The sequence below is a fragment of the Streptomyces sp. NPDC005931 genome (assembly GCF_042871235.1).
In the GTDB taxonomy this organism is placed as follows: Bacteria; Actinomycetota; Actinomycetes; order Streptomycetales; family Streptomycetaceae; genus Streptomyces.
Window position 1 is genome coordinate 92,199 of the sequence record NZ_JBIAIG010000017.1, and the last position, 13,570, is coordinate 105,768.

Here is a 13,570-nt window from a genome sequence, read left to right on the forward strand (position 1 = left end):
TCGGTTCGTCGTGCTCGGAAAGGTGGACCGGCGGCCGGCGGGAAACTCATCGGGCGGTGTCGACTTTTCCCGGCGGATCTTCCGTACGGGTCGGGTCCGCGGCTCAGCGGGCCGGCGGCAGTGCGGCCAGCTCGGCGACGAGCAGGGTCAGCGGGCCGAACAGGGCGAGCAGCACGCCGGTGCGCAGGACGGCGGCGCGGCGCAGCGTGGAGCCGGGCGCGCCGAGGCGCAGCAGGGCGGCCGTGGCGTCGGCGCGGGCGTGCTTGGCCTCGACGGCGGCGGTCAGCAGCGTCCCCACGGTGCAGCCGGTGACCACCAGCACCCCGAGCGTGGTGAGCGGTCCGACGGGCGTGCCGCCGGGCCCGTACAGCGACGACATGGCGTACGCGGCCGACGTGACCGCGCAGACCACGCCCAGCGGACGGCCGACACGGGTGGCCTCCGCCATCAGGACCCGGCCCGCCAGCAGGCGCAGCGCGCCGGGCCGGACCGCCTGGAGCAGCCGGCCGCACAGGTGGGTGAGCCCGGGGGCGGCCAGCGCGAGCCCGAGGGCGGCCAGGGCCAGCCCGAGCAGCACGCCGGGCCGGTCCCCGGGCGCGGTGCCGGCCCCACCGGTGCGACCCGCGTACGCGCCCACGGTCAGCCCGACGGCGAGCACGGCGATGCCCCAGGGAAGGCCGGAGGGCGCGGAGTGCGGTGCGTCGGCCGGGCGGCGGGCGAGGTCCGTGAGCGCCTCGGGGGCGTCCCCGGCGGACACCGGCGCGGTGCCGGTGTGCGGCGGTGTGTCCTCGGCGGGCTCCGGGGCGGCGCCGGTCCGTCCCGGCACGGTGACGCCGGGCGCGCGCACCGCACCGGTCAGCTCCGGCCCGGTGCCGGTCGTGCCCCGTGCGGTGTCCCGCCCGTGCTCCGAGCCGCTGACGGGCCTGCGCGCGGATCCGCTTCCCGGCTGCCGGTCTGTGCCGTCCGCCGGGTCCGGCGCGGTGACGGCGAGCTCGTGCGCGAAAGCGATCGGTGTGCGCGCGGTGCTTGCCGGCCTGGGCGTTGTTCCGGTGGACCGCCTCGTGGGGTGTCCCGGCCGCTGCCCGGAGGTGTCGGCCGGTCCCTGAGCGAGCGCCCCCCGCTCCCGCCCGTCGGCGCCCGGGTCCCGCGACGCGGAAGCTCCCGGCGTCTGTTCGGCCGGGCCGGGCCGGTGCGGGACGCCGGACAGGCCGTCCGCGGCGATCTCCGGCCCGCGGGCGGTGTCGGGGCGACGCCGTCCCCGGCCGGTCGCGACCTCGAGGTGCTTGCCGTAACGGCCGTACGCGCCGAAGGTCTCCCGGCCCGCCGTGCGGCGGTAGGCGCCGAAGCGGCCGTACGTCCGTGCCGCGGGCGGCGGGCCCGACGGCGCCTCGCGCGGGCGCAGGGCCACCGCCACCGCACCCGACGCCATCAGGGGCACCAGGGCGAGCAGGGTGAGGGCCGCCGGGAGCGGCAGGGGCCGGTCCACGGCGAGGAAGTCCGGCGGGGCGGCCCCGAGGGGCAGGCCCGTGACGTCGGCGCGCAGGAGGAGGAAGACCAGCAGTGCCAGGAACGAGCCCAGGACGCCGGACAGGGCCGTGGTCGTCGCGGAGACGGCCATCAGGCCGAGCGGGCCGAGCCCGATCGCCGAGAGACCCGGCCGGGGCCGGGTGCCCGGGTCGGTGCGGGCCACCGCGACCGCGAAGTACACCGTGGCGGCCAGCGGCGCCCCGCACCAGGCGAGGCGCAGCAGTGAGGCGGTGGACGCCTCCGGGTTGCCCAGCGCGTGACCGAGGGCGCTCAGCAGCAGGAAGCCCGTGCCCGCCGACGCCGCCGCGACCAGCAGGCGGCGCAGCCGGACGGTGGGCCGGGAACCTCGGGTCAGACGGAGAGCGAGCACGTGGCCCGGCCTTCCGTCTCGGTGGTCCCGGAGACCGGGGGCAGGTGCACGGTGCGCACGCGCCGGCCGTCGAGCAGGGACACCGTGCGGTCGGCCAGCGCCGCGGTGTCCGGGTCCGCGGTGGCGAGGACGACCGTGACGCCGTGCGACCGGGCGGCCGTGGTCATGGTGCGCAGCACGTGCCGCCGGTCGGCGCGGTGCAGCGGCGCGGTCGGCTCGTCGGCGAACAGCACCGACGGGGCCGGGGCCAGGGCGCGGGCGATGCAGACCCGCTGGCGCTCCGCCTGGACCAGCTCGTGCGGGTGCTTGCGGGCCTTGTCCCCTACGTCGAGGCGCTCCAGCCACTCCATGGCGGCCGTTCTGGCCCGGCGACGGCCCGCGCCGCGCAGCATCAGGGGCAGGGCGGTGTTCTCCCAGACGCTCAGCTCGGGGACCAGGACCGGGGCCGGGTCGACCCAGCAGAAGCGGTCGCGGCGCAGCCGCTCCCGGGCGGCGGGGGTCATGGTGTGCACGGGGACGCTGTTGAACCAGACCTCGCCGCTGCGGACCGGAACCAGGCCCGACAGACAACGCAGCAGTGTCGTTTTGCCACTGCCGCGCGGGCCGCCCAGGGCGAGGATCTCGCCCTCCCGGACACCGAGCGAGACCCCGCTCAGCCCGGGTGAGCCGTCGTCGTGCCGGAAGTGCAGGGCACGTGCCCAGAGCACGTCGTTGTCCGGTGGGGCCACCATGGCGTACACCTCGGTTCGGATCGGAAATGCCGTGCGCGGTTCGATGAAGTCCCCCGTGCGGGGGAACGAAGGCAGGGCCGATCGGTCACTGGCACGCTAGGCAGGAGGCGGCGGGAGGCCGGACAGGCACGCGGCCCCGGGCCGCCGTTTATCACTCGAACGGGCGGCTCCGGGGCCGTAATGATCATTCCAGCGGACGATCACAGGGGACGGCCGCGGGGGACGGCCACAGCCGAGGCCGGCGGACGCTCACTTGCGGTCGCGGCGGGCGGTCACGTCACAGCTTGGTCCACGCCTCCGACAGCGTCGCGCGCAGGATCTGCTCGATCTCGTCGAAGGTCTCCTGGTGGGAGATCAGCGGCGGGGCGAGCTGGATCACCGGGTCGCCGCGGTCGTCGGCCCGGCAGTACAGGCCGTTCTCGAAGAGCTTCTTGGACAGGAAGCCGTACAGCACGCGCTCGGTCTCGTCTGCGTCGAAGGACTCCTTGGTGTCCTTGTCCTTGACCAGCTCGATGCCGTAGAAGAAGCCGTTGCCGCGGACGTCGCCGACGATCGGCAGGTCGTGCAGCTTCTCCAGCGTGGCGCGGAAGGCGCCCTCGTTGTCCAGCACGTGCTGGTTGAGGCCCTCGCGCTCGAAGAGGTCGAGGTTGGCGACACCGACCGCGGCGGAGACGGGGTGCCCGCCGAAGGTGTAGCCGTGCAGGAAGGTGTTGTCGCCCTTGTAGAACGGCTCGGCGAGCCGGTCGGAGACGATGCACGCGCCGATCGGGGAGTAGCCCGAGGTCATGCCCTTGGCGCAGGTGATCATGTCCGGGACGTAGCCGAACTTGTCACAGGCGAACGTCGTGCCCAGTCGGCCGAAGGCGCAGATGACCTCGTCGGAGACGAGCAGCACGTCGTACCGGTCGCATATCTCGCGCACCCGCTGGAAGTAGCCGGGCGGGGGCGGGAAGCAGCCGCCGGCGTTCTGCACCGGCTCCAGGAAGACCGCGGCGACGGTGTCCGGGCCCTCGAAGAGGATCTGCTGCTCGATCTGGTCGGCGGCCCAGCGGCCGAACGCCTCCGGGTCGTCGCCGTGGATCGGCGCCCGGTAGATGTTGGTGTTCGGCACCTTGTGCGCGCCCGGCACCAGCGGCTCGAACGGGGCCTTCAGGCTCGGCAGTCCGGTGATGGCCAGGGCGCCCTGCGGGGTGCCGTGGTAGGCGACCGCGCGGGAGATGACCTTGTACTTGGTCGGCTTGCCGACGAGCTTGAAGTACTGCTTGGCGAGCTTCCAGGCGGTCTCCACCGCCTCGCCGCCGCCGGTGGTGAAGAAGACCTTGTTCAGGTCGCCCGGTGCCTCGTGGGCCAGCCGCTCCGCCAGTTCCACGGCCTTGGGGTGGGCGTAGGACCACACCGGGAAGAACGCCAGCTCCTGCGCCTGCTTGAGCGCGGTCTCGGCGAGCTCCACCCGGCCGTGTCCGGCCTGGACCACGAACAGCCCCGCGAGACCGTCGAGGTAGCGCCTGCCCTTGTCGTCGTAGATGTGGGTGCCCTCGCCCCGGACGATCGTGGGGACGGGGGAGTTCTCGTACGAGGACATGCGGGTGAAGTGCATCCACAAGTGGTCGTACGCGGACCTGCTGAGGTCCTTGGGGCTGTCGGTGCTCACGATTATCGGGTTCCCCACATGTAGGTCTGCTTCTTGAGCTTGAGGTAGACGAAGCTCTCGGTGGAGCGCACGCCGGGCACGGCCCGGATGCGTTTGTTGATGACCTCCAGAAGGTGGTCGTCGTCCTCGCAGACGATCTCGACCATCAGGTCGAAGGAGCCTGCGGTCATCACCACGTACTCGCATTCGGCCATGGCGGTCAGCGCGTCGGCGACGGACTCCACATCGCCCTCGACGTTGACGCCGACCATTGCCTGGCGGCGGAAGCCCACGGTGAGGGGGTCCGTCACGGCGACGATCTGCATGACGCCCTGGTCGAGCAGTTTCTGGACGCGCTGGCGCACGGCCGCTTCCGACAGGCCCACGGCCTTGCCGATGGCGGCGTACGGCCGGCGGCCGTCCTCCTGGAGCTGCTCGATGATGGCGAGGGAGAGGGCGTCCAACTGGGGACCGCCGCCGTTCCTGGACTCGCGGGAGTCCTTCGGGTCTGCGCTTCGACTGGCCACGGGATCACTCTGCACGACGTCTCGGTAGTTTCGCAAGGCACGATCGATGAAATTCGTTGTCTGTGGGCTTTCAGCTTGCGGATTTCGCAGATGCGGGGTGGGCGGGGGTGTTGAAAACGTCAGGCGTCGGTTTAGGGTGGGTGTCTCAGAGGTTGGACACCTCGGACACCCACAAGGAACACCAGGAGGGCCTGCAGTGAGCACCGAGCTGCGTCGTCTGCGCAACTACATCGGCGGGGAGTTCCGGGACGCCGCCGACGGACGGACCACCGAGGTGGTCAACCCCGCCACCGGCGAGGCGTACGCGACCGCTCCGCTGTCCGGGCAGGTGGACGTGGACGCCGCGATGGCGGCCGCCGCCGAGGCGTTCCCCGGCTGGCGCGACACCACCCCGGCCGAGCGCCAGAAGGCCCTGCTGAAGATCGCGGACGCCTTCGAGGAGCGCGCCGAGGACCTCATCGCCGCCGAGGTGGAGAACACGGGCAAGCCCGTCGGGCTGACCCGCACCGAGGAGATCCCGCCGATGGTGGACCAGATCCGCTTCTTCGCGGGCGCGGCGCGGATGCTCGAGGGCCGCTCGGCCGGTGAGTACATGGAGGGCCTGACCTCCATCGTGCGGCGCGAGCCGGTCGGAGTCTGCGCCCAGGTCGCCCCCTGGAACTACCCGATGATGATGGCCGTGTGGAAGTTCGCCCCGGCCATCGCCGCGGGCAACACGGTCGTCCTCAAGCCCTCGGACACCACCCCGGCCTCCACCGTGCTGATCGCGGAGATCCTCGGCTCGATCCTGCCCAAGGGCGTCTTCAACGTCATCTGCGGCGACCGCGAGACCGGCCGGATGATGGTCGAGCACCCCACCCCGGCGATGGCCTCCATCACCGGCTCCGTACGGGCCGGCATGCAGGTCGCCGAGTCCGCGTCCAAGGACCTCAAGCGGGTCCACCTGGAGCTCGGCGGCAAGGCCCCGGTCGTCGTCTTCGAGGACACCGACATCGCCAAGGCCGTCGAGGACATCTCGGTGGCGGGCTTCTTCAACGCCGGCCAGGACTGCACGGCCGCCACGCGCGTCCTTGTCCACGAGTCCATCCACGACGAGTTCGTCGCCGTGCTGGCCAAGGCCGCCGCCGAGACCAGGACCGGCATGCCGGACGACGAGGACGTGCTCTTCGGCCCGCTCAACAACCCCAACCAGCTCAAGCAGGTCGAGGGCTTCATCGAGCGGCTTCCGGCCCACGCGCGCGTGGAGGCTGGCGGCAAGCGCGTCGGCGAGCAGGGCTTCTTCTACGCGCCCACCGTGGTCTCCGGCCTCAAGCAGGACGACGAGATCATCCAGAAGGAGGTCTTCGGGCCGGTCATCACCGTCCAGTCCTTCACCGACGAGGACCAGGCGGTCGAGTACGCCAACGGCGTCGAGTACGCGCTGGCCTCCTCGGTGTGGACCAAGGACCACTCCCGCGCCATGCGGATGTCCAAGAAGCTGGACTTCGGCTGCGTGTGGATCAACACGCACATCCCGCTGGTCGCCGAGATGCCGCACGGCGGCTTCAAGAAGTCCGGCTACGGCAAGGACCTCTCCGGCTACGGCTTCGAGGACTACACGCGCATCAAGCACGTGATGACGTCGCTGGACGCGTAGGCGTTCCGCCCGCACTGCCGGACGCACACCCGAGCTCCCCGCGCCCCCAGGGGCGTGGGGAGCCTTTCGTGCCGGGTGGCTTGGCGCCATGGACGATGCGGCGGGTGAAGAACTCGTGGGCGCGGCCGTCACCTTGGGGCTGTTCGCGGCCTGGGCGGTGCACGATGCGGAAGATCTGGCGACGCTTGCGGGCTGGTTGCGGCGGACCGTACCCGAACTCCGTGAGCGGTTCCCCGGAGTGCCAAAGCGGGTCTGGAGGGAGGCCGAGAACTGCGACCGGCGCGACTTCACCGCGGCCATGGGCGTGATGGCGGTGATCGTCGCGGCCGCGTCGGCCGCCGGGCGGTGGAGCCGGGGCCGCTCGGCCTTCCACCAGTGCGCCCTGGAGGGTTCCGGGCTGCACGGCCTGGTCCACGTCGCCCAGGCGGTGGCCGTGCGCGGACACACCCCGGGCTCGGCGACGTCGCCGTTGCTGGTCGTGCCGTTCGCCCTCCGGGCGCGCGGCCGGCTGCGCCGGGCCGGCGTGCTGCGCCCCACCCGCCCCCGCGACCTGGCCGTGGCCCCGGCGGCGGGAGCGGCCACGGTGGCCGCCCACGCGGTGGCGCGGCGCCCGGTGTCCGCAGCACATGCCGTCCGCTGAATCCCGGCCTGGTTTTTGAACATGTTCAACGAGGGCGTACGCTGCCGCCATGAGCGACAGAGCCGCCCTGCTCAAGGGCATCCGCGTCTGGCTGGCCCTCTTCGTCGTCTGCCTGGTGCTCAGCGGCGCCACCGCCTTCCCCCTGGTGCACGAACTGCGCTGGGCCGAGGAGGCGTTGCGCTCCCTCGGGGCGCCCGAGCACCTGCCCGCCCTCATGGAGTGGATCGAGCGCGTACGCCAGGGCCTGGACACCGCCGACGCCGAGTACCCCTTCCTGCTCTACGGCACCGACTGGCTGGCCTTCGCCCACCTGGTCATCGCGGTCGCCTTCTACGGCCCCTACCGCGACCCGGTCCGCAACATCTGGGTCGTCGAGTTCGGCATGATCGCCTGCGTCGGCATCATCCCGCTCGCCCTCGTCTGCGGGCCCGTCCGCGGCATCCCCTTCTGGTGGAGCGTCATCGACATGGCGTTCGGGGTGTTCGGCGTGATCCCGCTGTACGTCGTGCGCAAGCGGATCAAGCGGCTCGAGGCGCTCACCCCGCACACCGCGAACGCCGTCGTCGCGCAGGCCGGTTGAGGGCGCGTGCGGGCCCGTCCCGTCAGGTGCTCTCCCGCCGTGCCCCTCCCGTCAGGTGCTCTCCCGCCGTGCCCCTCCCGCCCGGTCGCGCAGCGCGCACAGGACGTCGATGCGGTTGGTGGTGATGGAGTCGACGCCGAGGGAGAGCAGGCGTCGCATCGAGCGGCGGGTGTCCGGGGTCCAGACGGACAGCAGGTGGCCGTCGCGGTGGACCCGCTCGGCGAGGGCGCGGTCCACCAGGCCGAAGCGGTAGTTCAGCCAGCGCGGACGGATCGCCTCCAGCAGGGCGGGGCGCGGCGGGGCCGACGTGCTCCGGGTGAGGGCGATCTCGGCGGAGGGGTCCGCCGCGCGGACGGCGAGCATGGCGGCGGCGCCCGCGCAGTAGTACACGCGGTCCCGCGCGCCCCGCTCCCGCACGACGTCCGTGATCCGGCGGACCGCGCCGCTGTCCGGGGCGCCGGGCAGGTCGATCATCAAGCGGGCGCCGTCCGTCGCCCCCAGGGCCTCCGCCAGGGTCGGCACCCCGCCCTCGGTCAGCTCACGCACCTCCTCCCACGACAGTGCGAGCAGGGGCCGGTCCCGCTCCCAGAGCCGCTTCAGGGTGCCGTCGTGCAGCAGGACCGGCACGCCGTCCCGGGTGAGGCGCACGTCGATCTCGACGGCGTCCGCGCCCCGCCGCAGCGCGGAGCGCAGCGAGGCCAGGGTGTTCTCGCGGACGCGGTAAGGGTCGCCGCGGTGGGCGACGGCGGTCACGTTCTCCATGGCGGCCACGTCCTCGGTGGGGGTACGGTCCCGGCGGTCAGGGGGCGAGCCAGGTGGCGGTGTAGGTGTCGATCTCGGCGGCCAGCCTCTCCTTGCCCGCCGCGTCCATGAACGACGCCTCGACCGCGTTCTTCGCCAGCGCGGCCAGGCCCCGCTCGTCGAGGTCCAGCAGCCGCGCGGCGACGGCGTACTCGTTGTTGAGGTCGGTGCCGAACATCGGCGGGTCGTCGGAGTTGACGGTGACCAGGACCCCGGCCCGCACGAACTCCCCGATCGGGTGCTCGTCGAGCGTGCGGACCGCGCGGGTGGCGATGTTGGAGGTCGGGCACACCTCCAGCGCGATGCGGTGCTCGGCGAGGTGCGCGAGCAGCTTCGGGTCCCGCACGGAGCTGGTGCCGTGCCCGATGCGCTCCGCACGCAGGTCGTTGAGCGCGTCCCACACCGTCTCGGGACCGGTGGTCTCGCCGGCGTGCGGCACGGAGCGCAGTCCGGCGGCGATCGCGCGGTCGAAGTACGGCTTGAACTGGGGCCGCGGCACGCCGATCTCTGGTCCGCCCAGCCCGAAGGAGATCAGGCCCTCCGGACGCAGCCGGTCGTCCGTGGCGAGCCGCACGGTCTCCTCGGCGGACTCGAGTCCCGCCTCGCCGGGGATGTCGAAGCACCAGCGCAGCACCGTCCCGAACTCGGTCTCGGCCGCCTTGCGGGCGTCCTCGATCGCGTCCATGAAGGCCCGCTCGTCGATGCCGCGGCGGGTGGAGGAGAACGGGGTGATGGTCAGCTCGGCGTAACGCACCTGCTGGCGGGCCAGCTCCCGGGCCACCTCGTAGGTCAGCAGCCGGACGTCGTCGGGGGTGCGGATCAGGTCGACGACGGACAGGTACACCTCGATGAAGTGGGCGAAATCCGTGAAGGTGAAGTAATCGGCCAGGGCCTCCGGGTCGGTGGGGACCCTGGAGTCGGGGTGGCGGGCGGCCAGCTCCGCGACGATGCGGGGGGAGGCGGAGCCGACGTGGTGCACGTGCAGTTCGGCCTTGGGCAGCCCGGCGATGAAGGCGTGCAGGTCGCGGGCCTGTCCGGTGGCCGCGTCCAGGCGGTCGGTCAAGGTTCCTCCCCGGGAACGGCGTCCCCGGCCGGTGTGCGGCGGGACGCGGGTGATCGGCTGATCGGTGGATCGAGGATCATCGTAGGCCGAGGGCACACGGCGAGCGGGCGGGTCGTAGCATGGCGGGACGTTCGACGGAGGGGGGCCCAGCGCATGTCCGACGACGCGCAGACGCCGCAGGCAGGCGGCAACCCGGAGAACGGCACCTCCTCCCCGCCGGGCACCGCCCCCGACCCGTGGGCACCGCCGACCGCGGGTGGGGCCGGGGGAGCGGTGCCGGGGGCGAGCGCCGCGACCGGCGGTTCGGCGGGAGGCGGCGGTGCCGTGTCCGGTGGTGCCGGTGGCCCTTGGGGAGATGCCGGCGGCTCCCGGGGAGCCGCGTCTGCCGGGGCCGGGGGAGCCGTTCCCGGCGGGGCCGGTGATCCGTGGGGAGCCGGTGGCCCCGGAGAGACCGTGGCATCCGGTGAGCCGCCGCCCTGGTCCGCACCCTCCGCACCTTCCGTTCCCTCTGTGCACGACCAGCAGACGGTCACCTCTCTGCCGGCGATGGGCGCCCCGACACCGCCGCAACAGCCGGCGCCCCCGCGGCCGTCCCAGCCCTGGGCCGGGCCCTCCACCCCGCCGGCACCCGCTGCCCCGCACGCCCCGGCCAACCCTTTCGCGCCTCCGGCCGACCCTTTCGCGCCTCCGGCCGACCCCTTCGCGCCTCCGGCCGCCGGACCCGCTCCGTATCCCGGGGGCGAGCCCGTCCCTCCGCCGCCCATCGCCCCCGACGGCCCCGGACAGATGCCCTACGGCTATCCGGGCGGCACCTACGGGCCTTCGGCCGGCGCGGCGCCCTCGTACGGCGGTTACCACGACTGGACCGGCGCGGCACAGCCGAACAACGGGATGGGCGTCGCCGGACTGGTGCTCGGCATCATCGCGGCCGCCGTCTTCTGCCTGTGGCCGGTGGCCATCATGCTCGGCGCGCTCGGCGTGATCTTCGGCGGGATCGGCCGGGTCAAGGCGAACCGAGGGGAGGCGACCAACCCGGGCCAGGCGCTGGCCGGCATCATCTGCGGCTCGGTCGGCATCGCCCTGGGCACCGTCTTCGGGATCGTCGTCCTGGCCACCTGACGGCTCCACGGGGCCACCGGGCACGCCCCGGCCGCACGGCAATCCTTCCGGCTCGGTGGCGGTGCCCGGTCGCGTGGCGGCCGCGCACCGCAACGCCCGCACTCGCAGCGCTTCGACCGGCGTCGACTCCGAACGACCCCGGTTCGTGCGCCCGGCCCGGCCCGGCGCGTGCGCCGTGCGCCGCGGAGCCGATCCCGCCTGACCCGCGGGCACCGCCGCGCAGCGGACGGCCGCGATCCCGGCCGCACCCCGTCCGGCGTGGCCGTCCCGGCGGGGACGGTCCCGGTGGGGACGGTCCCGGTGGGGACGGTCCCGGTGGGGACGGTCCCGGTGGGCACTGCGGGCGCGGCCCCCTGGGCCCGGCCCCGGCCGGGCGAGCCCGGCCGGCACCCGGCGGACCCGCACCGGCGCCGGGCCGGACGGCCGCGTCGCGGGAGGTCGATGCCGTGCGGGAGGTCCGCGTCACCGTGCCGGACTCCGCGTCACCGGGAACGCGAGGGGTGCGGTGGCCCGGCGCCGCCCGCTCCCCCTACCCGCCGCGCAGCCGCCGCCGTGCCTCCATCAGGGCGAAGCCCAGCAGGTTGGGCCCCCTCCAGCGCTCGGGGTCCGTCGCGGCCCGGTCGTCCGCCGCGAGGCCGATGCCCCATATGCGGTCGACCGGGCTGGCCTCGACCAGGACCCGCTCGCCCGTGCCCAGCAGGAAGCTCCTGAGACCGTCGTCGGCCGCGAACTTGTGGACGCTGCCCTCGACCACGATGCCGAACCGCTCCCGGCGCCACGTCGCCTCGTCGAAGCCGCGTACCAGGCGCCCCGCCTTCTTCGCCCGCGAGGGATGGTCCGCGGCGAGCACCTCGCGCTCCGCCTCCGCATCCTCGAACAGCCGCGCCTTGGCCGCCATCATCCAGTGTTCGGCCGTCGCGTACCGCACGCCGTCCACCGTGAACGGCGCCGGCCACCACTGGCTCAGACAGCTCGCCCCGATCCGCCCGTCGGGCAGCGGGCGGTGTCCCCAGAAGTGCAGGTACCTCACCTTCGCCCCGGAGCGCAGCGCCTCGACCAGCGCCTCCCGCGAATCGATTCGCCCGACCGGCCCGACCACCCCTGCCGTCCCACTCACCGCGACCCCCGTCGTCCGTGCACGTCACGCCCGCCCGGCGTGATCCTTTCCCTCGCACGCGAGTCTGGCACGCGCCACGGACACTCCGTCCTGCCTTTTCCGTGACCGCTCGACACCTGGTCGACAGATTCCGTCGCGTAACCAAAAGGCAACAACGGAATCACTTGTTGGAGTCCCGTTGCTCTGTCAGGATCGGCACTCAATTCGAGCTGGAGCCACGCCGCCCCTCGGGGACACGGAGGAGAGCGACATGCACAACCCGGGCCAACCGACCTCGGAAGCCCCGCAACGATTCCCGGCCCAGGACCGGTTCGCGGACCGGGCGCAGTTCATCGCCGGATGCCCGGCGAAGGGCACCTCGGGGCGCACCCACGCCGTCGTCGACCCGGCTACCGGAGCGCAGGTGTACACCTACGACCTCGCCGGCCCCGACGACGTGGACGCGGCCGTCGCCGCCGCCCGGGAGGCGTTCCCGGCGTGGGCCGGGGCCACTCCCGGCGAGCGGTCCGACGCCCTGCACCGGTTCGCCGCCGTCGTCGCGGACCGCGCGGAGGAGTTCGCCCGGGCCGAGTCCCTGCAGTGCGGAAAGCCGCTGAAGCTGAGCCGCGAGTTCGACGTGCCGGGCACGATCGACAACATCGCGTTCTTCGCCGGTGCCGCCCGGCACCTCCAGGGACAGTCGGCCGGGGAGTACTCCGCCGACCACACGTCCTACGTGCGCCGCGAGCCCATCGGCGTCGTCGGCTCCATCGCCCCCTGGAACTACCCCCTCCAGATGGCCGCCTGGAAGATCCTCCCGGCGGTCGCCGCGGGCAACACCATCGTGCTCAAGCCCGCCGAGCTCACCCCGCTCACCTCACTCCTCTTCGCGCAGGCGGCCACCGACGCCGGCCTCCCCGACGGGGTCATCAACATCGTCACCGGCACCGGCAAGGAGGCGGGCGAGCAGCTCGTCGGCCACCCCGACGTGGCCATGACCTCCTTCACCGGCTCCACCGCCGTCGGCCGGCGGGTCGCCGAGATCGCCACCGCCACCGTCAAGCGCCTCCACCTCGAGCTCGGCGGCAAGGCACCCTTCGTGGTCTTCGACGACGCCGACCTCGACGCCGCCGTCAACGGCGCGGTCGCCGGGGCGCTCATCAACACCGGGCAGGACTGCACGGCCGCCACCCGCGCGTATGTGCAGCGGCCGCTCTACGAGGCGTTCGTCGAGCGGACCGCCGCCCTCATGGAGACGGTCCGGGTCGGCGACCCCTTCGCCCCGGGCACCGACCTCGGCCCGCTGATCTCCCACGCGCAGCGCGACCGGGTGGCCGGCTTCGTCGACCGGGCACGTGCCTACGCGCGGGTCGTCACCGGCGGCGAGGCCCCGCAGGGTGAGCTGAAGGACGGCGCGTACTATCGCCCCACCCTCATCGCCGGCGCGCCGCAGGACAGCGAGGCCGTGCAGTCCGAGATCTTCGGGCCGGTGCTGGTCGTCCTCCCCTTCGACGCCGACGACGAGGGCATCGCGCTGGCCAACGACACCCCGTACGGGCTCGCCGCCTCCGCATGGAGCCGGGACGTCTACCGGACGGGCCGGGCCACGCGCGAGATCAAGGCGGGGTGCGTGTGGATCAACGACCACATCCCGATCATCAGCGAGATGCCGCACGGCGGCTACCGGGCGTCCGGCTTCGGCAAGGACATGTCCGTGTACTCGTTCGAGGAGTACACCCAGATCAAGCACGTCATGTTCGACAACACCGCGGTGGTCCGCAAGGACTGGCACCGCACCATCTTCGGGGACCGATAGCAGCCAGGCCGCCCGACCCGCGGCAACCCTCCCG

General features: G+C 73.3%; 12 protein-coding genes. 5 read left to right on the forward strand and 7 right to left on the reverse strand.

The window, feature by feature from the left end; genetic code table 11:
• Positions 1–103: 103 nt before the first annotated feature.
• The 4 genes from ACFYOV_RS29435 to ACFYOV_RS29450 form a co-directional block, all read right to left on the reverse strand.
• A complete protein-coding gene (locus tag ACFYOV_RS29435; RefSeq protein WP_389092732.1) occupies positions 104–1,897 on the reverse strand; it encodes a hypothetical protein in 1,794 nt (597 codons plus the stop codon).
• Positions 1,879–2,628 carry an ABC transporter ATP-binding protein gene (locus tag ACFYOV_RS29440; protein WP_389092734.1) on the reverse strand — a complete coding sequence of 250 codons (750 nt, stop codon included), beginning with the start codon at positions 2,626–2,628 and terminating at the stop codon, positions 1,879–1,881. The genes ACFYOV_RS29435 and ACFYOV_RS29440 overlap by 19 nt, the downstream gene beginning before the upstream one ends.
• Positions 2,629–2,905: 277 nt before the next feature.
• Positions 2,906–4,279 (reverse strand): aspartate aminotransferase family protein, encoded by a 1,374-nt coding sequence (locus tag ACFYOV_RS29445; RefSeq protein ID WP_389092737.1) that lies wholly within the window; start codon positions 4,277–4,279, stop codon positions 2,906–2,908.
• A 2-nt stretch (positions 4,280–4,281) separates the two neighbouring features.
• Positions 4,282–4,800, reverse strand: a complete 519-nt coding sequence (locus tag ACFYOV_RS29450) for an Lrp/AsnC family transcriptional regulator (RefSeq protein ID WP_389092738.1) — start codon at positions 4,798–4,800, stop codon at positions 4,282–4,284.
• A 181-nt stretch (positions 4,801–4,981) separates the two neighbouring features.
• Between ACFYOV_RS29450 and ACFYOV_RS29455 the strand changes: the two genes are divergently transcribed.
• The 3 genes from ACFYOV_RS29455 (at position 4,982) to ACFYOV_RS29465 (ending at position 7,641) form a co-directional block, all read left to right on the forward strand.
• Positions 4,982–6,421, forward strand: coding sequence for a gamma-aminobutyraldehyde dehydrogenase (locus ACFYOV_RS29455; RefSeq protein ID WP_389092741.1), 1,440 nt, complete (start codon positions 4,982–4,984; stop codon positions 6,419–6,421).
• A gap of 88 nt (positions 6,422–6,509) precedes the next feature.
• Entirely contained in the window at positions 6,510–7,061 is a 552-nt protein-coding gene (locus tag ACFYOV_RS29460; RefSeq protein ID WP_389092743.1) for an HXXEE domain-containing protein, read from the forward strand.
• Positions 7,062–7,110: 49 nt separating this feature from the next.
• The gene (locus ACFYOV_RS29465; RefSeq protein ID WP_389092746.1) at positions 7,111–7,641 is read left to right on the forward strand and encodes a hypothetical protein; all 531 of its coding nucleotides are present in this window, start codon (positions 7,111–7,113) and stop codon (positions 7,639–7,641) included.
• Between the two features lie 51 nt (positions 7,642–7,692).
• Here the strand turns inward: ACFYOV_RS29465 and ACFYOV_RS29470 are convergent, their stop codons facing one another.
• A complete protein-coding gene (locus tag ACFYOV_RS29470; RefSeq protein WP_389092748.1) occupies positions 7,693–8,403 on the reverse strand; it encodes a glycerophosphodiester phosphodiesterase in 711 nt (236 codons plus the stop codon).
• Between the two features lie 37 nt (positions 8,404–8,440).
• A complete protein-coding gene (locus tag ACFYOV_RS29475) occupies positions 8,441–9,601 on the reverse strand; it encodes an adenosine deaminase (RefSeq protein ID WP_389092750.1) in 1,161 nt (386 codons plus the stop codon).
• A gap of 690 nt (positions 9,602–10,291) precedes the next feature.
• Here ACFYOV_RS29475 and ACFYOV_RS29480 point away from each other — a divergent pair.
• On the forward strand, positions 10,292–10,624 hold the full coding sequence (locus tag ACFYOV_RS29480) for a DUF4190 domain-containing protein (protein ID WP_389092752.1): 333 nt from the start codon (positions 10,292–10,294) through the stop codon (positions 10,622–10,624).
• A gap of 529 nt (positions 10,625–11,153) precedes the next feature.
• Here ACFYOV_RS29480 and ACFYOV_RS29485 read toward each other — a convergent pair.
• Positions 11,154–11,741 (reverse strand): NADAR family protein, encoded by a 588-nt coding sequence (locus ACFYOV_RS29485; RefSeq protein ID WP_389092754.1) that lies wholly within the window; start codon positions 11,739–11,741, stop codon positions 11,154–11,156.
• Positions 11,742–11,991: 250 nt separating this feature from the next.
• On the opposite strand from ACFYOV_RS29485, the gene ACFYOV_RS29490 reads away from it, so the two are divergent.
• Positions 11,992–13,536: a gamma-aminobutyraldehyde dehydrogenase gene (locus tag ACFYOV_RS29490; protein WP_389092757.1), complete on the forward strand. Its 1,545-nt coding sequence runs from the start codon at positions 11,992–11,994 to the stop codon at positions 13,534–13,536.
• The last annotated feature ends 34 nt before the right edge of the window (positions 13,537–13,570 follow it).